Genomic DNA, 22,770 nt, shown 5'->3' with positions numbered 1-22,770 from the left:
TGTTGTCAGTCCGCGCGGCGAGGCGCCAGAGCATGATCCGGGAAAGTGGAAGCCGGTTTTCCCTCGCGACAAACGCCGAAGGCGTTTGCGCGGAGATCATGCGCAAACAACGAGATGACATCAGGGTTTGCAGAAGGAGACGAGTGGATGAGCGACGAAAAAGAACTGTTCGAGAAGGGCCTGAAGGTGCGCCGCGAGGTGCTCGGCGCGGCCTATGTCGATGGCAGCCTCGCCAAGGCCGACGACTTCATGATGGCCTTCCAGCACATCACCACCGAAATGTGCTGGGGCTATGCCTGGACCCGGCCAGGACTGGATCGCCGCACCCGCAGCATCATCAATCTCGCGATGCTGACCGCGCTCAGCAAGCCGAGCGAGCTGAAGCTGCACGTCAAGGGCGCGCTCACCAACGGCGTCACGGTCGACGAGATCAAGGAGATCCTGCTGCACGCGACCGTCTATTGCGGCATTCCCGCGGGCCTCGAGGCGTTCAAGGCCGCGCATGAGGTGCTGGTCGCGGAAGGTGCCATCGCCAAGAAGGACGGCGCATGAGCGCGCCGCAAAAGGTCCTGTTCGTCGGCATCGGCAACATGGGCTGGCCGATGGCCGCGCGCCTGCTCGGCGCCGGCTTTGCGGTCGCCGTCAATGACGCCGTGCCCGGGCGGGCTGCTGAGTTCGTCGCCAAGGTCGGCGGTGTCGAGGCCGGCGACCTCGCGGCCGCGGCGGGGCAGGCGGATGTCATCATCACGATGCTGCCGACTAGCAAACATGTCGCGGACGCCGTCGGCGCGCTGCGCGCCGGCCTGACGCGCGATCACATCGTCATCGACATGAGCTCCGGCGCGCCGGCGGCGACGCAGGCGATCGCCGCCGATCTCGCCCCGCTCGGCGTCACCATGCTCGATGCGCCGGTCAGTGGCGGCGTGCCGCGCGCCGTGACCGGCGAGCTCGCGATCATGGCCGGCGGCGAGCCGGGCGCGCTTGACCGCGTCGAGCCGCTGTTGCGCGCCATGGGCACCACGATCCACCGCATCGGCGGCCTCGGCTCGGGCCAGGCGATGAAGGCGCTCAACAACCTCGTCTCGGCCGGTGGCTTCCTGATCGGCGTCGAGGCGCTGCTGATCGGCCAGCAGTTCGGCATCGACCCCGGCCTGATGACCGACGTGCTCAACGCCTCGACCGGCATGAACAACTCGACGCAGAAGAAGTTCAAGCAGTTCGTGCTGTCGCGCCAATTCAACAGCGGCTTCGGGCTCGACCTGATGGTGAAGGACCTGTCGATCGCGCTCGAGGTCGCGCGTGCAGCCGGCGTCGCCGCGCCGTTCTCCAACCTCTGCCGCGAGCTCAGCGCCAGCGCGCAGGGGATGCTCGGACCCGGGCAGGATCACACGGCGCTGGCGAAGCTGAGCGAGGCGCTGGCCGGCGTCGAGCTGAAGGGGTGACTGGTACTACTGCGTCGCAACCACCGTCATTCCGGGGCAAGGCCGCGGGCCTTGAACCCGGGATCTCGCGATTGTTTTGCGTCCACACCTGACAATTTCCAGATTCCGGGTGACGGCGGAAACTGCAACTGCTGAGATCCGCGTGACGCAGTCGGATTAACCCTGGCGCCGCAGGAACCCGGTGATCGTCACCTTCTCCCAGATCCCGGCCGCGGCAAACGGGTCGGCGCGGTTGAACGCTTCGACCTCGGCGCGGCCGGGAGCCTCGACCAGGAACAGGCTTCCGATCATCGTCGAACCATCGTCGGAGACGAGCGGGCCGGACATCACGATGGTGACGGGCAGGCGGGCGCTGTCGCCGAGATAGGCCTTGTGCGCGTCGTAGTTGGCAAGCCGGACCGGCAGCGCGTCCCGCTTGTCGAGCGCGTGAATCGCAAACAGCATGAATTCTCTCCGCAAAGTGAAGCAGGACGGCTGCGTGCCGTCCTGCTTCCCGACTGATGGCTGATCCTATTTCGCGCTGAGCTTGCCTGCATCCTCGAAGCTCGGGCAGGTGCGCTGCTCCAGCGTCACGTCGAACGGCTGATAGTTGTCCTTGGTGATGACGGTCGGCTTCAGCACGATCTCGTTGATGACGGGCTGGCCGCGCAATGCGCGGACGGCCATCATGGTGCCGAGGCAGCCTTGGGCGAAGCCGTTGTAGTCGCCGCTGGCGAGCAGCTTGCCGGACTTGATGGCGTCGATCGCCTCCTTGGTGCCGTTGATGCCGATCACCTGCGCCTTGCGGCCGGCGCCGTCCAGCGCCTCGATCGCGCCGACCGCCATGGCGTCGTTGGCGGCGAGCACGCCGTCGATCTGCGCATTGGACTGCATCAGGTTCTCCATCACCTGCAGGGCCTGCAGGCGCTGATAGTTGCCGGGCTGCGACGCCAGCAGCTTGGCGCCGGGGTTCTCCTTGAGCGCGTCGTTGAAGCCGCGGACGCGGTCGACATTGGTCAGCGAGCCCTTGACGCCTTCGATGATGACGATGTTGCCCTTGCCGCCGAGCGTCTTGAGCAGGAAACGTCCGGTCTCAAGGCCCAGGCTGTAGTCGTCGGCGCCGACGAAGGCGACGAACTTGCCGCCGGCGGAGCGGTCGGTGATGTTGACGACGGGGATCTTGGCGTCGTTGATCTTCTCGACCCCGGGCACCATCGCCTTGTAGTCGACCGGCGTGAACACGATCGCGCTCGGCTTCTTCACCACGACGTCCTCGATCTGGCTGAGCTGCTCGGGGATCGAGTCCGGCTTGGTCGGGATGTAGTGCAGGATCTTGGCGTTGAGGACCTTCGCCATGTTGTCGGCGCCGACGCGCACCGTCTGGAAGAACGGATTGGTCTGGTTCTTGGTGAAGACGGCGATGGTCTCGCCGTCGGCGCGGGCCTGCGTCGCGCCTGCGGCGATCAGAAGTGACAGAGCGAGACAGCGCGTGATCCGTTGTTGCATATCGTTTCCTTCCCTCGTTTTTTGGTTGTCTTCCAGGTTCATTGCGCCCGGCGCCGGGTCTTCATGTCGAGCCAGACGGCGACGATCACGATGATTCCGGTGACGAGCGGCTGCCAGTTGGCGCTGATCGCGAGCAGGTTCATGCCGTTCAGCACCAGCGTCAGGATCAGGGCGCCGATGAAGGTGCCGAACACCGTGCCGACGCCGCCGAACAGCGAGGTGCCGCCGATCAGCACCGCGGCAATGGCCGGCAAGGTCAGGCTCTCGCCGATGTCGGCTTCGGCCGAGTTGAGCCGCGACAGGAAGATGATGGAGGCGAGCCCGGCCATGGTGCCGGAGACGGTGTAGACGAGTAGCAGCCGGCGCGCGACCGGAATGCCGGACAGCCGGGCCGCGACCGGATTGGCGCCGATGGCGTAGATCTCCTGGCCCCAGATCGTGCGTTGCGCGAAGAACGATCCGATCGCGAGAAACACCAGCAGCAGATAGACCGGGATCGGCAGCCCGAGCAGGTAGCCGCTGCCGATCTGGCGGAAGCCCGCGGGAAAGCCGTGGATCGTCTCGCCCGCCATGTACCAGTAGGTGACGCCGTTCAGCACCCAGAGCATGCCGTAGGTGGCGATGAAGGAGGGGATGCGCAGCGCCGTGACCATGAAGCCATTGAGGAAGCCGACGCTGCCGCCGGCGAGCAGCCCGGTCAGGATCCCGAGTGCGGGCGAGCCGGTCTGATGGATCACGGTGCCGGCGAGACACGCCGACAAGGCAACGTTGGCGCCGACCGACAGATCGAGGCCGGCGGTCAGCACCACCAGGGTGAGGCCGGAGGCGATGAAGAAGGTCAGGCTCGCCTGCCTGAGCACGTTGAGGATGTTGCCGAGGCTGAGGAAGGAGTCGCTCAGCACGGTCAGCGCCGCGCAGATCAGCAGCGCGGCGAGCATCCGATAGAACACCTGCGCGGCGTTCTGCGACAGGAGCGAGCGCGGCGGCGGCAGCGTGTCCTTGGCGATGTCGGTCATGACCGGCTCCGCAGGCCGTCGAGGAACATCGCGATGATGACCAGCGCGCCGACGCTCGCGACCTGCACCGAGGACGGCAGCGACACCAAATTGAGGCCGTTGCGCAGCACGCCGACGGCGACGACGCCGAGCACGGTGCCGAGCAGCCAGCCATTGCCGCGCTCGAACGAGGTGCCGCCGACCGCGACCGCCGCGATGGCGTCGAACTCCATTCCGAGCCCTGCGGTCGGATGTCCCGAATTCATCCGCGCGGTCATCAGCAGACCGGCGATGCCCGCCATCGTGCCGCCGATCGCGTAGACCGCGATCAGGAGTCGTGTCGGCGACAGGCCGGCATAGCGCAGCGCTTCGCGATTGCCGCCGAGCGCGAAGATGTAGGTGCCGAACCTGGTGTGATAGAGCAGGCCGTGAAACGCAGCGTAGGTCAAAAGCCCCATCACGATCGGCACGGGGATGCCGAGCAGCGTCGCCGAATAGATGTCGCGCACGCCGTGGGGAATTCCGACCACGCTCTGGCCGTCGCTCACGATCAGCGACAGGCCCTGCGCCATGCCGAGCGTGGCGAGCGTCGCCACGAACGGCGGAATCCCGACGATCGCGACCAGCCAGCCATTGACGGTGCCGAACGCCGCGCCGACCAGCACCGCGGCGCCGAGGCCCAGCAGCACGGACTTGGTCGCGAGCGAGACGATGGCGACGCAGAGCGAGGTCAGCGTCAGCACCGCGCCCATCGAGAGGTCGAGCCCTTCGGTCATGATGATCAGGGTCATCGGCAGCGCGAGCATGGTCAGGATCGTCGACTGCACCAGCACGTTGGACAGGTTCGCGGCCGACAGGAAGCCCGGCGCGATCGCGCCGAACAGCGCGATCAACAGTACCAGCACGATCGCCACGCCCGGGATGCGCTGCAGCGTTCGGAGCGGCGCGACGATGGTGGCGTCACTCATCATGCATCCCCAGTCGCACGATATTCTCCTCGGTCAGCTCGCTGCGCGCCAGGTGCCCGGCGATGCGGCCTTCGCGCATGACATAGGCGCGGTCGCAGACGTGGCAGATCTCGATCTGCTCGGACGAGATCATCAGCGCGGCCGCGCCATCGGCGACCAGCCGGTCGATCAGCGCGAAGATCTCGGACTTGGCGCCGACGTCGATGCCGCGCGTCGGCTCGTCGAAGATGAACAGCCTGGCGCCTGCCGCCAGCCACTTGCCGATCACGACCTTCTGCTGGTTGCCGCCGGAGAGCAGGCCGACCGTCTGCCGCGCATTCGGTGTTACGATGCGCAATTGCCGGATCAGCCCGTCCGCCGTGCGCTGTGCGCCGCGGGGATCGTAGAGCCCGCTGGGAAACAGCTTCTTCAGCGCCGAGACCACGAGGTTGTCGCCGACCGAGCGCAGCAGCGCCAGGCCCTCGCTCTTGCGGCTCTCGGGGATCAGCGCGATGCCGCGGCGGGCCGCGATGTCGGGCTCGCCCGCGATCGGCCTGCCGTCGAAGATGATCTCGCCTTCGCTGACGGGATCGGCGCCGAAGATCGCGCGCGCCACCTCGGTGCGGCCGGAGCCGACGAGGCCGCACAGGCCGACGATCTCGCCCCGCCGCACCTCGATGTTGATGTCGGCAATGCCGGTCGGCGCGCTCAGTCCCCTGACCTCGAGCACGAGCTCGCCGGGCGTTGCCGCGAAATGGCGTGGATAGCTCATGTCGATATTGCGCCCGACCATCATGCGCACGAGCTGGTCGGGGGTGACGTCGGCGGGCCTGATATCGTCGATGCGGCGGCCGTCGCGCAGCACGGTGATGCGGTCGCCGAGCGCGAACACCTCGGCCATGCGGTGCGAGATGTAGACGATGGCGACGCCGTCCGCCTTCAGCCGCCTGATCAGCGCGAACAGCAGCTCCGCCTCGCGGTCGGACAGCGCCGCCGTCGGTTCGTCCATCACCAGGATCCGCGCATTCTGGCTGATCGCTTTCGCAATCTCGACCATCTGCTGCTGCGCGACGCCGAGCGTGTCGACGATGACAGAGGGATCGATGTCGAAACCGATGCTGTCGAGCACGCGCTTGGCGTCGGCCAGGATCTTGCGGCGATCGATGGTGCCGGGGAGCCGGCCTCTGGGTTCGCGGCCGAGATAGATGTTCTGCGCGATGTCGAGGAACGGCACCAGCGAGAATTCCTGGAAGATGACGGCGATGCCGAGCTTCTGCGCGTCGGCCGTCGATGATATCTCGACCTTCTCGCCCTTGTAGGTGATCTCGCCCGCATCGGCGCTGTAGGCGCCGCACAGCACCTTCATCAGGCTGGACTTGCCGGCGCCGTTCTCGCCGAGCAGCATGTGGACCTCGCCCGGGTAGATGGCGAACGAGACGTCGTCCAGCGCCTTGACGCCGGGAAACGACTTGCTGATGCCGCAGAGCTCCAGCAGCGGCGCGGGCGATGGAGCTGCAATGGCGGCTGCGGCGGTCATGCGTGCGCTCCGCCGGCAAAGATCTTGCCCGGATTCATCAGGCCGCCGGGATCGAGCGCGGCCTTGATGGCGCGCATTACCGCGACGGCCTCGCCGAGCTCGTCCCGGAGATAGTCGACCTTGCCGAGGCCGATGCCGTGCTCGCCGGTGCAGGTGCCGTCCATCGCGATCGCGCGCGCCACCATGCGCGCCTGCAGCGCCTTGGCGCCGGCGAGCTCGTTCTCATCGTTGGGATCGACCAGGATCAGCATGTGGAAGTTGCCGTCGCCGACATGGCCGACGATCGGCGCAACGAAGCCGTTGCTGTCGGCGTCCCGGCGCGTCTCGGTCAGGCATTCGGCCAGCCGTGAGATCGGCACGCAGACATCGGTGATGACGGCGCGCGCGCCGGGCCGCAGGCCGAGGCCGGCGTACAGCGTATTGTCGCGCGCGTGCCACAGCCGGCTGCGGTCCTCGGCCGCCTTCGCCCAGGCGAAGCCGCGGCCGCCATGCTCGGTCGCGATCGCCTCGGCGGTCTGCGCCTGCTCGGCGACGGCGGCCTCGGAGCCGTGGAATTCCAGGAACAGGGTCGGCGTCTCCCGATAGCCGAGCTTGGAATAGGCGTTGATGCCGCGCATCATGACGTCGTCGACGAGCTCGATGCGGGCGGCGGGGACGGCCGACTGGATCAGCGCGATCGCGGTGTCGACCGCGTCATGCAGGGTCGGGAAGCTGCAGGTCGCGGCCGAGATCGCCTGCGGCACGGGATGCAGCTTCAGCGTGATCTCGGTGATCACCCCGAGCGTCCCCTCCGCGCCAACGAACAGCCGGGTCAGGTCGTAGCCGGCGGCGGATTTGCGCGCACGCTTCGCGGTGCGGATCACCCTGCCGTCGGCCAGAACCACCTCCAATGCGAGGACGTTGTCCTTCATGGTGCCGTAGCGCACCGCCATGGTGCCGGAGGCGCGGGTCGAACTCATGCCGCCGATCGAGGCGTCCGCGCCGGGATCGATCGGAAAGAACAGGCCGGTCGTGCGCAGCTCCGCATTGAGCTGCTTGCGCGTGATGCCGGGCTGCACCACGACGTCCATGTCGGCGTCGTGCACGGCCAGCACCTTGTTCATGCGGGCGAAGTCGAAACAGACCCCACCCGCGACAGCCGCAGCGTTGCCTTCGAGCGACGTGCCGGCGCCGAACGGCACGATCGGCATGCCGGCCTCGGCGCACAGCCTGACGATGTCGGCGACCTCCTGCGTCGTCTCGGGAAACACGACGATGTCGGGCGGCATCGCCGGATAGTACGACTCGCTCCGGCCGTGCTGATCCAGCACGCCGCGCGCAAGACTCGCGCGTGGCCCGATCAGGCTCGAAAGCCGCTCGGCCAATGCACCGGTGCCGACCCGCAACTCCATCATTCCTCCCGTCCGCTTCCTCGACGATACCGGACTCTTGACGGTCCTTGTCGTCCGCTCAGCTCAAACCCGATTGGCGCGCGCCGCAAGCCGTTTCAGGCCGAAATCATAGTTGAGATGGAAATATCCCTGCGCCACCATGCGGCCATCTGGCGCACGACCCGGCGGGCAGCGCGCGAAGTCGCGGATCAGGCTGTCCTTGACGCCGAACACGACGTCGGAATCGAGATACTGATCACCGGCGACGAACACATGCGTCACCAGCCGTTCGAATCCCGGCGCCGAGATCATGAAATGCACATGTGCCGGCCGCCACGGATGCCGTCCCTGCGCTGCCAGCATGTCGCCGACCGGCCCGTCATTGGGGATCGGATAGGCGGCGGGCTTGATCGACCAGAAATGGAAGCGGCCGTCGCCGTCGGTGTGGAAGCGCGCGCGCATGGCGAGATCGCCGATCTGCTCGAGCCGTTGCACGTCGTAATAGCCGTCGTCGTCGGAGTGCCAGACGTTGACCACGGCGCCTGCGAGCGGCGCGCCGTCCGCGCTCGACACCGAGCCGGTCACCAGCAGCGGATCGCCTTTCATCGGCCCCGAGATGTCGTCGCCGTTGGCGCGTTCCGGTGCAGCCTGGACGAAGAAGGGGCCGAGCACCGTGGTCTCGGTGGCGCCTTCCGGCACCGGATGATTGATGGCGTCGACCAGCATCGAAACGCCGAGCGTGTCCGACAACAGGATGAACTCCTGGCGCTTGTCGTCGCACATCTGGCCGGTGCGGGTCAGAAAGTCGATCCCGTATTCCCATTCCTGCTGGGTCGGACGGACCTCGCGCACGAAGGCATGGAGATGGCGCACCAGCGCCGCGCTGACCTGTTTGATCCGCGCATCACGCGCGCCCGCCAGGCGTTCGAGCACGGCATCTGTGATCGTGGTCTCGTTGAAGTTGCGCAAGAGGCGGCTCCTTTCAGAGGGGCTCGCCGAGCCCGGACAGCCGTTCGACATGCCGGACGGTGGCGAGGAAGTCGGTTGCGGCATCGCCCTGTGCGATCAGCGCGGCATAGGTCTCGCGCACCTGCGCCGCGAGCTGCAGCGGCACGCCGACGGCGTGGCCGGCGCCGAGAATGAGATCGAGATCCTTGGCCATCTGCGCGCAGGAGAACGTCGCGGCAAAGTCGCGTGCCAGCAGCGGCGCGGTCTTGTACTTCACCATCGGCGAGGCGACCGCGCTGTCGTGCAGCACCTGCAGGATGTCCGGCCAGGCGATGCCGCCCTTGCGTGCCAATGCGAGGCTCTCGGCCATCATCGCCGCGGTCGTCGCGATCATCAGGTTGACGGCGAGCTTGGCGTAGCGTGCCTCTTCCGCCGCACCCAGATAGGTCTGCGCGCGTGTGAAGCTTGCCAGCAGCGGCGTGATCCGCGCGAAGGCCGCTTTCGGTCCGGATACGAAGCAGGTCAGCTCGCCGGTGTGGGCGATGCTGGCATTGCCGGAGATCGGCGTGCGCAGATAAGCGACGTCGCGGGCGGCCGTGGCGGCATCGACCTCGCTCGACGCATCGACGCCCACGGTGCTGGTCTCGATCAGGATCGCGTCGGTCGCCATGGCTGCGATCAGTCCGTTGCTGCCGAGCATCGCCGCGCGCAGTGCGGCGTCGTCGGGCAGCGACGAGATGACCACGGCATGGTCGCGCACCGCCTCCGTCGCGCACGACGCGGCGGCCATGCCGAGCGCACGTGCCTCATCGAGCCGGGCGGCGTTGGGATCGAACGCGGTGACGTCATAGCCGGCCTTGGCAAGCCGCGCCGCGATCGGCAGGCCGATCTTGCCGATGCCGATGAAGGCGAGGCGCTTATCAGGAAATGACATCGATGCCGTCCGTTGCTTGCTTCACGTGCCGGGCCCGCGTCCGGGCAGGCCGTCGAAGGTGAACGCCCCCGTCACGCGCGGGGCGCTGCAGCGATGGGATAATCGACCTGGAAGCGACCGATCCTGAGGTCGCCGAGCTCCTCGCGCACGCGCAGGTGCTCGGGATGCGAGGCATAGGCCCGCAGCGCGGCGCTGCTGGCAAATTCGGAGAACAGGACGACGTCGCAGGCATAGTCGACGTCGCTGACATCGAGACCGACCTCGATGTGGGTCAGGCCGTCGATGCGGCCCTTGAGGCCCTCGAACAGGGTTTTGACCTTGAGCCGGGCCGCCGCGCGCTCGGCGGCCGTCTCGGCGCCCAGCCGCCACATCACGATGTGCCTGATCGGCCCCGTCATTCCAGCGTCCTCACCTGAGCTTTGTTCTTGGGCTTTGTTCTTGTCGGACGATTTTGCCTTGCAGGAAATGGAAATAAAGGACAAAAATTGTAACTCTGTTTTCCGCTCAGCGTAACAATGGACCGTCTGCTCCAGCTCGAGGTGTTTTCCCGGACGGCCGAGCTGGGCAGCCTGTCCAAGGCCGCCGAGTCCTTACGGATGTCCAACGCCGCGGCGAGCCGGCATCTCAGCGCGCTGGAGGAACGGCTCGCGGTGCGCCTGATCGAGCGCAACACGCGCCGTCTCTGGCTGACCGAAGCCGGGCAGGAGCTGCTGCAGCGCTGCGGCACGCTGCTCAACGAGCTGGCCGAGGCCGAGGATGCCGTCAGCGATCGCGCGCTGTCGCCGCAGGGCATGCTGCGCGTCACCAGCTCGCTGTCGTTCGCGACGATCTATCTCGCGCCGATGCTGCCGGCGTTCCGCGCGATGTATCCGAAGCTGAACCTGCAGATCATCGCCGCCAACCGCTATCCGGATTTCATTGAGGCGGGCATCGACGTGGCGATCCGCACCCGCGAGCATGAGCCGGACTCGGGCATCGTCGTCCGTCGCATCGGGCAGATGCGGCGCGTGCTGGCGGCGGCGCCGTCCTATCTCGCGAGCCGTGGCTGTCCCGTCGTTCCCGGTGATCTCGTGCGCCACGACATGCTGATCTACAATCTTGCCAATGATCCGTATTCCCTGTCCCTGCGCAACGGCGCGACAGCCCAGAGCATTCGGATCGCGCCGACGCTCGACAGCAACGACGGCCAGGTGATCAAGGGGGCGGCGCTTGCCGGGCTCGGCATCCTGATCCAGCCGCTCTACATCGTGCAGAGCGACATTCTGGCCGGCAGGCTGGTGCCGGTCCTGCTCGACTGGGAGCTGCCGCTCTTGACGATGAACATCGCCTACCAGAACCGCGTCAGGCTTCCGGCCAAGATCAGGGTGTTCGCCGATTTCCTCGTCGACCATATCCGCGCCCATTCCGACCCGGGGATCTGGATCGAGCCGCCCAAGCCGGATTGAGCCGATGCCCGCGTGCGGGGGGAGGGCGGATCATGTTCTGAGAAAAATAATTACCTTGCTATTTTTCGGAAATCGTGGTCTCTTGCGTGCAACCCGCCTCGAGCAGAGGGACGTACGCGTCGTCACGAACGTGGAGGCGGGCTGCGATGGACGTGACGGCTGTGCCAGACGAGCGCAGGCGGCACGGACGGCGAAGTCGTGTGGTCCTGGCCTCTCGATGCTGAGGTCAAGTCCGTGGTCGTTGCTTGACGGCACGCGCGGGCGATGGGGGCAAGAACGCCGATCCCCAGGGAGAGCACGAAGGACACCGTTAACACCGTCGCGCGGGGAAGGCCGGGTCTGTCCGGCTGTACCTGTGGTACCTGCCGCCTGCATTCTTTTGAGCAGGCGGGCCACGGGCCTCAGCCGAGGTCCGGCCTTCCTCGCGCCCTCTCGTTGTTCAGAGGGACACGACGAATGCATCACTCGGGTCTCACCAGCCGCGAGACGGCGAGATCGTGTCTCGTTGGCCGACGGCGCCAACCCAATCCTCATGGCGTCGTCCCGGACAAGCGCGCACCGCGTGCGCCGATCCGGGACCGATAACCCCAGGGAGGCGTGCGAGGCACGATGGTCGACCGACCCCGCCCAGCCACATCCGCCGGTGGCTATGGGTCCCTGCGCAAGGCCGGGACGACACCGAAAGGTGCGGCGGGCGACGCGGGCAAAGGAGGCCCATCTTGATTGAGCGATGCTCGCGAAAGGCCAGGGGCGATGCCTCCCCCGAACGACCGCCCTCGATCCGTAAAAACTCGGATCAAAATCTAAATATCAAGAATTATCAACGGCTTGTGACTGTCATCCGACTGTCATCGAACCTTTATAAAAGCCACACCGAGGCCCCCTAAAGCGGCCGGGGAAGCGCAATCGGGCGCAGATGGCGCTTCGCTTCCCAAGCATGGAGACCAGCTATGAATTTCGTCAAAGCTATCGTCGCTGCCGGCTTGGTCGCCGCATCGACGTCGGCGTTCGCTGCCGACATCACCGGTGCGGGCGCGACGTTCCCGTTCCCCATCTATTCCAAGTGGGCTGACGCCTACAAGAAGGAAACCGGCAACGGTCTGAACTACCAGTCGATCGGTTCCGGCGGCGGCATCAAGCAGATCCAGGCTAAGACCGTGACCTTCGGCGCCACCGACGCGCCGCTCAAGGCCGAGCAGCTCGAGAAGGACGGCCTGGTGCAGTGGCCGATGGTGATGGGCGGCATCGTGCCCGTCGTCAACCTCGAGGGCGTGAAGCCGGGCGAGATGGTGCTGGACGGCGAGACGCTCGCCAACATCTATCTTGGCAAGATCACCAAGTGGGATGACGCCGCGATCAAGAAGCTGAACCCCAACGTCAAGCTGCCGTCCGACGCGATTGCCGTGGTGCGCCGCTCCGACGGTTCGGGCACGACCTTCAACTTCACCTACTACCTCTCCGAGGTCAGCGCCGACTGGAAGAGCAAGATCGGCTTCAACACCGCCGTCGAGTGGCCGGTCGGTGTCGGCGCCAAGGGCAATGAGGGTGTGTCCGGCAACATCGGCCAGACCAAGAACTCGATCGGCTATGTCGAGTACGCCTATGCCAAGCAGAACAAGCTCACCTACACCGGCATGATCAACAAGGCCGGCAAGACCGTGCAGCCGACCGTCGAGGCCTTCCAGGCCGCGGCCGCGAATGCCGACTGGGCCAAGGCCCCCGGCTACTACGTGATCCTCGCCAACCAGCCCGGCGACAAGTCCTGGCCGATGACGGCGGCGACCTTCATCCTGATGCACAAGGAGCCGGCCGACAAGGCGGCGTCCGGCGAAGCCATCAAGTTCTTCAAGTGGTCGTTCGAGAAGGGCGCCAAGATGGCTGAGGAGCTCGACTACATCCCGATGCCCGACAGCGTCGTGAAGCTGATCGAGAAGACCTGGTCGGCCGACATCAAGAGCTGATCCGGACGTATCGAAAATCCCCCTCTCCCGGCCTCCGGGGGAGGGGCGCTACCGGGGTTGAGGCGTGTCCAAGGAACAGGGGGCAGAATTGGCAGAGATGGCGGTTCAGACCGAAGTCAGCGATATCGCGGCTGCTGCCGGACCCTATGACCGGGCACGCGCGCTCAACGCCTTCAAGCTCGGCGACGTGACCTTCTATTGGATCACGCGGCTGTCCGCGATCTCCGTCCTGTTGATCCTGGGCGGCATCATCCTGTCGCTCATCGTCGGCGCATGGCCGGCCATGAGAGAATATGGCTTCGAATTCCTGTGGACGCGGCGCTGGGCGCCGTCGGCCGATCCGCCGGTGCTCGGGGCGCTCGGCCCGATCTACGGTACCTTGGTCACGTCCTTCATCGCGATGCTGATCGCCATTCCGGTCGGTCTGGGCATTGCGATCTTCCTCACCGAGCTGTGCCCGCAATGGCTGCGCCGTCCGATCGGACTTGCCATCGAGCTGCTCGCCGGCATTCCTTCGATCATCTACGGCATGTGGGGCTTCTTCGTGCTGGGGCCGTTCCTGGCCTATACGTTCCAGCCGTTCATGATCAATCTCTGCGCCGGCATCCCCGTGCTGCAGGACATCTTCGCGGGTCCGCCGTCCTATCTCAGCCTGTTCAACGCCTCGCTGATCCTGGCGATCATGGTGCTGCCGTTCATCACCTCGATCTCGGTCGACGTGTTCAAGACGGTCCCGCCGGTGCTGAAGGAAGCCGCCTACGGGGTCGGCTGCACCACCTGGGAGGTCGTGCGCAGCGTCGTCATTCCCTACACCCGTGTCGGCGTGATCGGCGGCGTCATGCTGGCGCTGGGGCGTGCGCTCGGCGAAACGATGGCGGTGACCTTCATCATCGGCAACTCGTTCCGTATCTCATCCTCGATCTTCGCACCGGGCACCACGATCTCGGCCGCCATCGCCTCCGAATTCCAGGAGAGCGACGGGCTGCACCAGTCGAGCCTGATCCTGCTCGGCCTGCTGCTGTTCGTGCTCACGTTCTTCGTGCTGGCGAGCGCGCGGCTGATGCTCATGCGGCTCGAAGCCAAGGCGGGAAAATAAGCCATGTCCAGCGCTGACACGCTTACACTCGATGCGCCGGTCAATCCGATCTATGCGCGCCGGCGCCGCAGAGACATCGTGATCCGCGGCCTCTGCGTTGCCGCCGCGATGTTCGGCGTCACCTGGCTGGCGCTGATCCTGTTCACGCTGTTCTATAACGGACTCGCCGGCCTCAGCCTGCAGGTTTTTGCCGCCGACACGCCACCGCCCGGCTCCAGCGAAGGCGGCCTGCGCAACGCCATCGTCGGCTCCTTGATCATGACGATCATCGGCGTCGGCATCGGCGCGCCGCTCGGCCTGTTTGCCGGCACCTATCTCGCCGAATACGGCCGCAACGACCGCCTGACCTCGGTGATCCGCTTCATCAACGACATCCTGCTGTCGGCGCCCTCGATCATCATCGGCCTGTTCATCTATGGTGCGGTCGTGGTGCCGATGGGCGGCTTCTCGGCACTCGCGGGTTCCCTTGCATTGGCGGTCATCGTGATCCCGGTGGTGCTGCGCACCACCGAGGACATGCTGCTGCTCGTGCCCAACCCGCTGCGCGAGGCGGCGTCTGCGCTCGGCCTGCCGCGCTCGCTGGTGATCCGCCGCATCGCCTATCGGGCGGCGCGCTCGGGCCTCATCACCGGCGTGCTGCTGGCGACCGCCCGCGTCGCCGGCGAGACCGCGCCTCTGCTGTTCACCGCGCTGTCGAACCAGTTCTGGAGCCTCAACCTTTCCAAGACGATGGCGAACCTGCCCGTCACCATCAACAATTTCGTCCAGAGCCCTTATGCCTACTGGAAACAACTGGCCTGGAGCGGAGCCCTTCTCATCACTCTGGCCGTGCTCGCCCTGAACATCGGTGCACGCATTCTCGGCGCCGAGAGGAACACCAAATGACCGAACTGTCCGTCTCCGTCAGTCAGCCCAATCACGCTCTTCACGGCAAGGCGCTTCCGGATGCGCCGGCCAAGGTGACCGCGCGCAACCTCAACTTCTACTACGGCGACCATCATGCGCTGAAGAACATCAACCTGTCGCTGGGCACCAACCGCGTCACCGCGTTCATCGGCCCGTCCGGCTGCGGCAAGTCCACGCTGCTGCGCATCTTCAACCGGATGTACGATCTCTATCCGGGGCAGCGGGCGACCGGGCAGCTGATGCTCGACAACACCAACATCCTCGATCCCAAGCTCGATCTGAACCTGCTGCGTGCCCGGGTCGGCATGGTGTTCCAGAAGCCGACGCCGTTCCCGATGACGATCTACGAGAACATCGCCTTCGGCATCCGCCTCTATGAGAAGATCTCCAAGTCGGAGATGGACGACCGGGTCGAGAAGGCGCTGCGCGGCGGCGCGTTGTGGAACGAGGTCAAGGACAAGCTCAACGCCTCGGGCCTGTCGCTGTCCGGCGGCCAGCAGCAGCGGCTGTGCATCGCGCGTACCGTGGCGGTCCGGCCGGAGGTGATCCTGTTCGACGAGCCGTGCTCGGCGCTCGATCCGATCTCGACCGCCAAGGTCGAGGAGCTGATCCAGGAACTCGCCGAAAACTATACGATCGCCATCGTGACGCATAACATGCAGCAGGCGGCGCGCGTCTCCGACAAGACCGCCTTCATGTATCTCGGCGAGCTGATCGAGTTCGACGACACCAGCAAGATCTTCACCTCGCCGAGCGATCGGCGGACCCAGGATTACATCACCGGCCGGTTCGGCTGACGCCGACGACATTGTCTTCAGGAGATCATCATGGCCAGTGAACATACCGCCAAGGCGTTCGACAGCGATCTGCAGGACCTCACCCGTCTGGTATCGGAGATGGGCGGCCTCGCCGAGCGGCTGATCGTCGATTCCGTCGATGCGCTGGTGCGACGCGACATCGCGCTCGGCCAGAAGGTGGTCGCCACCGACGCCGAGGTCGACAAGCTGCAACGCATCATCGAGGAGCGCGCCGTTCTTACCATCGCCCGGCGACAGCCGATGGCGGTCGACCTGCGTGAGATCGTCGGCGCGATGCGCGTGGCGACCGATCTGGAGCGTATCGGCGATCTCGCCAAGAACATCGGCAAGCGCGTCGCGGCGCTGGAGAGCGACTTCCATCCGCTGAAGCTGATCCGCGGGCTCGAGCACATGACCGATCTCGTGCAGTCGCAGGTCAAGACGGTGCTGGACGCCTATGCCGCGCACGATTTGCCGGCGGCGATGACGGTGTGGAAGGGCGATGAGGAAGTCGATGCCATCTGCACCTCGCTGTTTCGCGAGCTCCTGACCTACATGATGGAGGATCCGCGCAACATCTCGTTCTGCATCCACCTGATGTTCTGCGCCAAGAACATCGAGCGCATCGGCGATCACGCGACCAACATCGCCGAGACGGTGTTCTATATGATCGAAGGCCAGCAGATCATGGACAAGCGCCCGAAGGGCGACATGACGAGCTTCGCATCGACGATCCCCGGCAACTGAGAGAGACGGTTCAGACATGGGCGCCCGAATTCTGGTGGTGGAGGACGAGGAGGCGCTGACGACGCTGCTGCGCTACAACCTCGAGGCCGAAGGCTACGAGGTCGAGACCGTGGCGCGCGGCGACGAGGCCGACACGCGCCTGAAGGAGCGTGTTCCCGATCTCGTCGTGCTCGACTGGATGCTGCCGGGCCTGTCCGGCATCGAGCTGTGCCGCCGCCTGCGGGCGCGGACCGAGACCCGGCAGTTGCCGATCATCATGCTCACCGCACGCGGCGAGGAGAGCGAGCGCGTGCGCGGCCTCGCGACCGGCGCCGACGACTACATCGTCAAGCCGTTCTCGGTGCCGGAGCTTCTGGCGCGGGTGAAAGGCCTGCTGCGGCGGGCGAGTCCGGAGCGGCTGGCGACCGTGCTGTCCTATGGCGACATCGAGCTCGACCGCGAGAAGCGCCGCGTGGCGCGCTCTGGTAGGCCGATCGATCTCGGCCCGACCGAATACCGCCTGCTCGAGTTCTTCCTGGAGCATCCCGGCCGCGTGTTCAGCCGCGAGCAGCTGCTCGACAGTGTCTGGGGCCGCGACATCTACATCGACGAGCGCACCGTCGACGTCCATATCGGCCGCCTGCGCAAGCTGCTCAATCCCGGCCGCGAGCAGGACCCGATCCGCACCGTGCGCGGCGCCGGTTATGCGCTCGATGATCGCTTCGCCAAGAGCGAGCAGGTGTAAGGGGCGATCGGGCGTGAGGACGCAGCAGGTGTGAGACGCGAGGCGGCCCGATTGAGGAGATCGCGGTCCGCTTTCCGCCACGCCGCCGCCGTCTTGATCGTGTCTGCTTCGTGGCCCGTCACGATGTTTCGGTCCCAGCGGACGCCCTTGATCAAGACCATCATCATATCTCTTGCCGTGCTGCTCGGCGGCGCGGCGGGCGCCACGGCCGCCGAGCTCGAAGACGCGGTCGCGGCGGCAGGCAACGGGCAGCATGCGGCGGCGATGCGACGGCTGCTGCCGCTGGCCGCCAAGGGCGATGCGCGGGCGCAGTTCGACGTCGGCTTCATGCACGCCTTCGGCTGGGGCCAACCGCGCAACCCCGCCGAGGCGCTGGCGTGGTACCGCAAGGCCGCCGATCAGGGGCTCGCTGTCGCGCAACACTATCTCGGCATCGCCTACGTCAACGGCGAAGGTGTTGCGAGCAATTACGGCGAAGCCGGCCGCTGGTTCAGCCGCGCCGCGGCGCAGGGCTTCGCCCAGTCGCAATACATGCTCGGCCTGATGCTGCTCGACGGCCGCGGTGTGAAACAGGACGTCGTGCAGGGCTATGCCTGGCTGGTGATGGCGGGCCGTAGCGGCGTGCGATCGGCCGGCCGCGACGTGCAGCGGGTCAAGTTGACCGAGCCGCAGCGCGTCCAGGCCCAGAGTGCCATTGCGGCCTGGCGGCCGAAGCCGGAATCGGCGGAGGCCGGCATCGCCGCTCCGCGTCCGGAGCAACTGCTCGGGCTCGACCGCCACATCGGCGAGGTCGTCGATCCCACCTCGTGGCCGGCGTCGTCGATCGGCGTCGTCACCGTCGCGCAATACTCGACCGGCGGCTGGTGCACCGGCACGCTGGTCGCGCCGCGCGTCGTGCTCACCGCGGCGCATTGCGTGTTCAACGGCGTGGCGCAGGTCAGCCCCGGCAACGTCCGCTTCCTGGCCGGCATGAACAGGGGCACGCCGGCGGCATCGTCGGTCGCCGACAAGCTGATCGTGGCGCCTGATTTCGTCCCGACCCGGCACGACAGGTGGTCGCTCGACCGCTCGCCCGCCGATTGGGCACTGATCGTGCTGAAGGACGCGCTGCCGTCGAAGCCGGTTGAGGTCAGGGCGCTGACGCGCGAGGAATTGCAGGCTGCGACCACGGCCGGAACCATCTCCGAGATCGGCTATGGCCAGGAGCGGCGCTATTCGCCGACCGGCCAGCGCAATTGCAGCGCCGGCATGACCAAGGACGGGATGCTGCTGACGGTGCATTGCCTCGCCAATTTCGGCTATTCGGGCTCCCCCATCATGGCCGACGTCGGCGGACAGCCGGCCGTGGTCGGCATCTTCTCGGCGTTCCACGAGGAGACCCGGCTGATGTTCGCCGCCCCCGCGAGCCAGTTCGAGGCGGTCGTGCGGCGCGAGATCACGGCACAGAGTGCCTCGATGCGGTGAGCGAAGGAGGGGCGAGAGAAGAAGATGTCCCGCCGCTGGTCATGATCTGTGCGTGACTGGATAGCGGGTTGCCAAGCGAGAGGGCAATCCGGGAAGGGCCGCCCACGTTTTCCTGCAGTTTTTGCCTGCAGCGGGGGGCTTTACCGAACTGGCCTGGCTCTTGCTATAGTCCGAGTATGACGATTGTTCAAATTGATCATCCTCGTGCCCCTCGGCTGCTGTGGTGGCGATCGCAGCCCGGCCGCAACGTTGCGCTCGTCGGCGGGCTGGTCGCCGCCAACGCGCTCGCCTGGGCCTGGGCGTTCGCGCTCTACGCCGACCGGCCCGCCATCGTCGGCACCGCGATGCTGGCCTGGCTGCTCGGACTGCGCCATGCGGTCGATGCGGATCACATCGCGGCGATCGACAACGTCGTGCGGAAGCTGGTGCAGGACGGTAGCGCCCCGCGCGCCGCCGGCCTGTATTTTGCGCTCGGCCATTCCAGCGTCGTCGTCATCGCCACCATCGTCGTGAGCCTCATCGCCGGCGCCGACCTCCTGGATGAAGAGAGCGCGATCAGGGCGATCGGCGGCGTCATCGGCACGTCGGTGTCGGCCGGCTTCCTGCTGCTGATCGCGTTGGCGAACCTCATTCTGTTCGTGAACCTCTGGCGCCGCGCCGCACAGCCGCAGTCCGAGATGGAAACCGCCGGAAGCTCCGGACGGGGCATCCTCATCCGCCTGCTGCGCCCGGTGCTCCGCCTGGTGGGACGCGCCTGGCACATGTATCCGCTCGGTTTCCTGTTCGGTCTCGGCTTCGACACTGCGAGCGAGATCGGGCTTCTCAGCCTGTCGGCAACCGAGGCAGCGCGCGGCGCGAGCCTCGCCCATGTCCTGGTGTTTCCGGCGCTGTTCGCGGCTGCGATGGCCACCGTCGACACCGCCGACAGCATGCTGATGGCGGGCGCCTATCGCTGGGCGCTGACCGATCCCGCACGCAAGCTGCGCTATAACCTCGTGATCACCGGCGCATCCGTTGCCATCGCGCTGGTGATCGGCGGCTTCGAGGCGATCACGCTGTTGGCGCCGCGGCTTGGCCTGACCGGGGGATGGACGGGGGTCGCCACCGCGCTGGGCGACGATGTCGCCAATCTCGGGATCGTCGCGATTGGCCTGTTCGGACTGATCTGGGCGGTCGCCATGCTGCTCGGTCGCAGCCAGCGCGGTTCCGAGGCTATCCCCGGGGAAGCGCTTGCCAGTGTTCATGCGGGGGCGCTAAACCCGCCGGTGATACGAAGCGGAACGCTTAAGACGGGCTAGGAGCGGGGCCTTATGATGGTCGGCTCTGAGGGAACGATCAGGATGCTATGGCTGCAGGGTGCGAGCTGCGGCGGCTGCACGATGTCGATCCTGGAAAGCGGCGCGTCCGGCTGGTTCGACGAGCTGCGCCAATCCGGCATCGATCTGGTATGGCATCCCTCCGTCAGCGAGCAGACAGGGGACGAGGTCGTGGAGCTGTTGGAGGCGATCCGCGACGGCCGCGAGCGGCTCGATCTGCTGGTGCTCGAAGGCTCGGTGGCGCGCGGACCTGGTCTGACCGGCCGCTTCAACATGCTCGCCGGCACCAACCGCTCGATCTATCACTGGCTGCTCGATCTGGCGCCGCTGGCCGACTACGTCGTTGCCGTCGGCAGTTGCGCCGCTTATGGCGGCATTCCTGCTGCCGGCATCAACCCGACCGATGCGGTCGGATTGCAGTTCGAGGGCAGCGACGTCGGCGGCGCGCTCGGCGCGGGCTTTCGCTCGAAACGCGGGCTGCCGGTGATCAACGTCGCAGGCTGTGCGCCGCATCCGGGTTGGATGATGGAAAGCCTGCTGGCGCTCACCTCGGGCGATCTGACGGCAGACGGCCTCGACGCGGTCGGCCGTCCGACCTTCATCGCCAATCACCTGGCTCATCACGGCTGCTCGCGCAACGAGTTTTACGAGTTCAAGGCGAGCGCGGAGACGATGTCGGAGCGCGGCTGCCTGATGGAGCATCTCGGCTGCCGCGCAACGCAAGCGGTCGGCGATTGCAATCAGCGCTCGTGGAACGGCGGCGGCTCCTGCACCAAGGGCGGCTACGCCTGCATCGCCTGCACCTCGCCGGGCTTCGAGAGCGCGCAGAACTATCTGCAGACGGCCAAGCTCGCCGGCATTCCCGTGGGGCTTCCGACCGACATGCCCAAGGCCTGGTTCGTCGCGCTCGCAGCGCTGTCGAAATCGGCCACGCCGCGTCGCGTCCGAGTTAATGCGACGGCGGATCACGTCGTGGTGCCGCCGGGCCGTGCCGGCGACAAGCGCCGTCCATGACGCGGATCACGGTCGGACCGTTCAATCGTGTCGAAGGCGATCTCGAGGTCAGGCTCGATATCGAGAGCGGCCGCGTCACCAGGGCGGAGGTGACGGCGCCGCTCTATCGCGGCTTCGAGCAGATCCTGGAGGGGCGGCCGCCGCTGGACGCCCTGGTGATCGCACCGCGAATCTGCGGCATCTGCTCGGTGTCGCAATCGATCGCCGCCGCCGCGGCGTTGCGCCAGGCCATGGGTATTGCGGCAGCGCCAAACGGCGTCCTCGCGGCCAACATCGCGCACGCGGCCGAGAACGCAGCCGACCATCTGACGCATTTCTACATCTTCTTCATGCCGGACTTCGCCCGCGACGTCTACGCCTCGCATGCCTGGCATTCGGCTACGGCCGAGCGCTTCGCGGCCACGAAGGGCAGCGCGGCCCGCGATGCGTTGCCTGCCCGCGCGCGGCTGCTCGAGATCATGGGCCTGATCGCCGGCAAATGGCCGCACAGTCTCGCCTTCCAGCCAGGCGGGACGACGCGCGCGATCGAGCTCGGCGAGCGCGTGCGGCTCAACGCGATCGCGGCGTCGTTTCGCGGCTTCCTTGAACGCGTCGTGTTTGCCGACAAGCTGGAGAACGTGCTCGCCTTGTCGACATCGGACGAGCTCGACCGTTGGCGGGAGGGCCGCGCCGGCGACTTCGCGCATTTCCTTCGGCTGGCCGATGCGCTCGCGCTGGCCGACCTCGGAAGCGGACCCGGTCTCTTGATGAGCTTCGGCGCGTATCACGACTTCAATGGGGCTCGTTTTCGCGCTGGCGTCCGCACGAGCAGTGGCGAGGTCCAGGCTTTGCCGTCGGACGGCATCACCGAGGACGTCTCGCACGCCTGGATGCACGATACGTCGCTCGATCCGGCCGAGAGCCGCACCGTGCCCGATGCCGACAAAGCCGACGCCTATAGCTGGTGCAAGGCGCCGCGTCTCGCGGGAGAACCGGTCGAGGTCGGCGCTCTCGCAAGGCAGGCCATCGACGGTCAGCCGTTGATCACCGCGCTGCTCGCGAGCGGTCGCAGCAATGTCCGCAATCGTGTCATCGCCCGGCTGATCGAAACCGCGCAGCTCGCGCTGTCGATCGAGCACTGGATCAAGGCATTGCGTCTCAACGAGCCGTTTTGCGAAAACAGCGCCAGCGCGGTCGACGGCAATTTCGTCGGGCTCGTGGAAGCTGCGCGCGGCAGCCTCGGCCACTGGCTCGCGGTGCGCTCCGGCCGGATCGAGCGTTATCAGATCATCGCGCCGACGAGCTGGAATTTCTCTCCGCGCGACGCGGATGGGGTAGCGGGCCCGCTCGAACAGGCGCTGGTCGGCACCGAGGTCGGCACTGCCGGCGCGCGTGCGGTCGGCATTCAGCACGTCGTGCGGTCGTTCGATCCCTGCATGGTCTGCACGGCCCATTGAGCGCGCTGCACACAGGCAGGCAGCAAGCGGAAACAAGCTTGTCGGTGCAAAGCGCGTGATTTCCGATTATCGCGCGCGATCCGCCTTCCAAGGATCCACGATCGCGGCCTCGCTGCTGCAAGCATCTGGAATCATTATGATTCAAATCCAGCAATGATGCTGGCCCGCATCTTGCTGTCCTTCTCGCCAGAACGCGATCAGATGAT

Annotated in this window: 21 protein-coding genes and 1 pseudogene; 13 read left to right on the top strand and 9 right to left on the bottom strand. The window is 66.4% G+C overall.

Annotated elements, in window-relative coordinates; all coding sequences use genetic code 11:
- Positions 1 to 147: 147 nt before the first annotated feature.
- Positions 148 to 552: a carboxymuconolactone decarboxylase family protein gene (locus QX073_RS19145; RefSeq protein WP_315713518.1), complete on the top strand. Its 405-nt coding sequence runs from the start codon at positions 148 to 150 to the stop codon at positions 550 to 552.
- The gene (locus QX073_RS19140; protein ID WP_315752358.1) at positions 549 to 1,442 is read left to right on the top strand and encodes an NAD(P)-dependent oxidoreductase; all 894 of its coding nucleotides are present in this window, start codon (positions 549 to 551) and stop codon (positions 1,440 to 1,442) included. Before QX073_RS19145 ends, QX073_RS19140 begins: the two co-directional genes overlap by 4 nt.
- A gap of 156 nt (positions 1,443 to 1,598) precedes the next feature.
- Here the strand turns inward: QX073_RS19140 and QX073_RS19135 are convergent, their stop codons facing one another.
- The 9 genes and pseudogenes from QX073_RS19135 to QX073_RS19095 form a co-directional block, all read right to left on the bottom strand.
- Positions 1,599 to 1,886 carry a YciI family protein gene (locus QX073_RS19135; RefSeq protein WP_315752359.1) on the bottom strand — a complete coding sequence of 96 codons (288 nt, stop codon included), beginning with the start codon at positions 1,884 to 1,886 and terminating at the stop codon, positions 1,599 to 1,601.
- Positions 1,887 to 1,952: 66 nt separating this feature from the next.
- Positions 1,953 to 2,927, bottom strand: coding sequence for a sugar ABC transporter substrate-binding protein (locus QX073_RS19130; protein ID WP_315752360.1), 975 nt, complete (start codon positions 2,925 to 2,927; stop codon positions 1,953 to 1,955).
- 38 nt (positions 2,928 to 2,965) lie between these two features.
- Complete coding sequence (locus tag QX073_RS19125) at positions 2,966 to 3,943, bottom strand: ABC transporter permease (RefSeq protein ID WP_316169848.1); 978 nt, start codon at positions 3,941 to 3,943, stop codon at positions 2,966 to 2,968.
- Positions 3,940 to 4,890, bottom strand: a complete 951-nt coding sequence (locus tag QX073_RS19120; RefSeq protein WP_316165905.1) for an ABC transporter permease — start codon at positions 4,888 to 4,890, stop codon at positions 3,940 to 3,942. The genes QX073_RS19125 and QX073_RS19120 overlap by 4 nt, the downstream gene beginning before the upstream one ends.
- Complete coding sequence (locus QX073_RS19115) at positions 4,883 to 6,406, bottom strand: sugar ABC transporter ATP-binding protein (protein ID WP_316226179.1); 1,524 nt, start codon at positions 6,404 to 6,406, stop codon at positions 4,883 to 4,885. Before QX073_RS19115 ends, QX073_RS19120 begins: the two co-directional genes overlap by 8 nt.
- Positions 6,403 to 7,797: an FAD-linked oxidase C-terminal domain-containing protein gene (locus QX073_RS19110; RefSeq protein ID WP_316226178.1), complete on the bottom strand. Its 1,395-nt coding sequence runs from the start codon at positions 7,795 to 7,797 to the stop codon at positions 6,403 to 6,405. Before QX073_RS19110 ends, QX073_RS19115 begins: the two co-directional genes overlap by 4 nt.
- A gap of 63 nt (positions 7,798 to 7,860) precedes the next feature.
- The gene (locus QX073_RS19105) at positions 7,861 to 8,745 is read right to left on the bottom strand and encodes an intradiol ring-cleavage dioxygenase (protein ID WP_316226177.1); all 885 of its coding nucleotides are present in this window, start codon (positions 8,743 to 8,745) and stop codon (positions 7,861 to 7,863) included.
- A 13-nt stretch (positions 8,746 to 8,758) separates the two neighbouring features.
- A pseudogene (locus QX073_RS19100) lies at positions 8,759 to 9,661 on the bottom strand (NAD(P)-dependent oxidoreductase); the annotation flags it as partial.
- A 68-nt stretch (positions 9,662 to 9,729) separates the two neighbouring features.
- A complete protein-coding gene (locus QX073_RS19095) occupies positions 9,730 to 10,056 on the bottom strand; it encodes a Dabb family protein (RefSeq protein ID WP_316226176.1) in 327 nt (108 codons plus the stop codon).
- A gap of 117 nt (positions 10,057 to 10,173) precedes the next feature.
- Between QX073_RS19095 and QX073_RS19090 the strand changes: the two genes are divergently transcribed.
- The 11 genes from QX073_RS19090 to QX073_RS19040 all read left to right on the top strand — a co-directional run bounded on the left by QX073_RS19090 (position 10,174) and on the right by QX073_RS19040 (position 22,564).
- Entirely contained in the window at positions 10,174 to 11,103 is a 930-nt protein-coding gene (locus tag QX073_RS19090; RefSeq protein WP_316174293.1) for a LysR family transcriptional regulator, read from the top strand.
- A 950-nt stretch (positions 11,104 to 12,053) separates the two neighbouring features.
- Complete coding sequence (pstS, locus tag QX073_RS19085; protein ID WP_316184064.1) at positions 12,054 to 13,064, top strand: phosphate ABC transporter substrate-binding protein PstS; 1,011 nt, start codon at positions 12,054 to 12,056, stop codon at positions 13,062 to 13,064.
- A 97-nt stretch (positions 13,065 to 13,161) separates the two neighbouring features.
- Positions 13,162 to 14,160 carry a phosphate ABC transporter permease subunit PstC gene (pstC, locus tag QX073_RS19080; RefSeq protein WP_315736700.1) on the top strand — a complete coding sequence of 333 codons (999 nt, stop codon included), beginning with the start codon at positions 13,162 to 13,164 and terminating at the stop codon, positions 14,158 to 14,160.
- A gap of 3 nt (positions 14,161 to 14,163) precedes the next feature.
- On the top strand, positions 14,164 to 15,045 hold the full coding sequence (gene pstA / locus QX073_RS19075; RefSeq protein WP_315713506.1) for a phosphate ABC transporter permease PstA: 882 nt from the start codon (positions 14,164 to 14,166) through the stop codon (positions 15,043 to 15,045).
- Positions 15,042 to 15,863: a phosphate ABC transporter ATP-binding protein PstB gene (gene pstB, locus QX073_RS19070; protein WP_315713505.1), complete on the top strand. Its 822-nt coding sequence runs from the start codon at positions 15,042 to 15,044 to the stop codon at positions 15,861 to 15,863. Before pstA ends, pstB begins: the two co-directional genes overlap by 4 nt.
- A 30-nt stretch (positions 15,864 to 15,893) precedes the next feature.
- Complete coding sequence (gene phoU, locus QX073_RS19065; protein ID WP_315713504.1) at positions 15,894 to 16,610, top strand: phosphate signaling complex protein PhoU; 717 nt, start codon at positions 15,894 to 15,896, stop codon at positions 16,608 to 16,610.
- Positions 16,611 to 16,626: 16 nt separating this feature from the next.
- Positions 16,627 to 17,334, top strand: coding sequence for a phosphate regulon transcriptional regulator PhoB (gene phoB / locus QX073_RS19060; RefSeq protein ID WP_315713503.1), 708 nt, complete (start codon positions 16,627 to 16,629; stop codon positions 17,332 to 17,334).
- Between the two features lie 147 nt (positions 17,335 to 17,481).
- On the top strand, positions 17,482 to 18,798 hold the full coding sequence (locus tag QX073_RS19055; RefSeq protein ID WP_316226175.1) for a trypsin-like serine protease: 1,317 nt from the start codon (positions 17,482 to 17,484) through the stop codon (positions 18,796 to 18,798).
- A gap of 176 nt (positions 18,799 to 18,974) precedes the next feature.
- Positions 18,975 to 20,096 (top strand): HoxN/HupN/NixA family nickel/cobalt transporter, encoded by a 1,122-nt coding sequence (locus QX073_RS19050; protein ID WP_315752367.1) that lies wholly within the window; start codon positions 18,975 to 18,977, stop codon positions 20,094 to 20,096.
- A 15-nt stretch (positions 20,097 to 20,111) separates the two neighbouring features.
- The gene (locus QX073_RS19045; RefSeq protein WP_316166182.1) at positions 20,112 to 21,128 is read left to right on the top strand and encodes a HupU protein; all 1,017 of its coding nucleotides are present in this window, start codon (positions 20,112 to 20,114) and stop codon (positions 21,126 to 21,128) included.
- Positions 21,125 to 22,564 carry a nickel-dependent hydrogenase large subunit gene (locus tag QX073_RS19040; protein ID WP_316226174.1) on the top strand — a complete coding sequence of 480 codons (1,440 nt, stop codon included), beginning with the start codon at positions 21,125 to 21,127 and terminating at the stop codon, positions 22,562 to 22,564. The genes QX073_RS19045 and QX073_RS19040 overlap by 4 nt, the downstream gene beginning before the upstream one ends.
- Positions 22,565 to 22,770 lie beyond the last annotated feature (206 nt).

Source organism: Bradyrhizobium sp. SZCCHNS3052, assembly GCF_032484495.1.
Taxonomy (GTDB): Bacteria; Pseudomonadota; Alphaproteobacteria; order Rhizobiales; family Xanthobacteraceae; genus Bradyrhizobium.
This window is presented reverse-complemented; position numbering and strand designations above follow the sequence as displayed.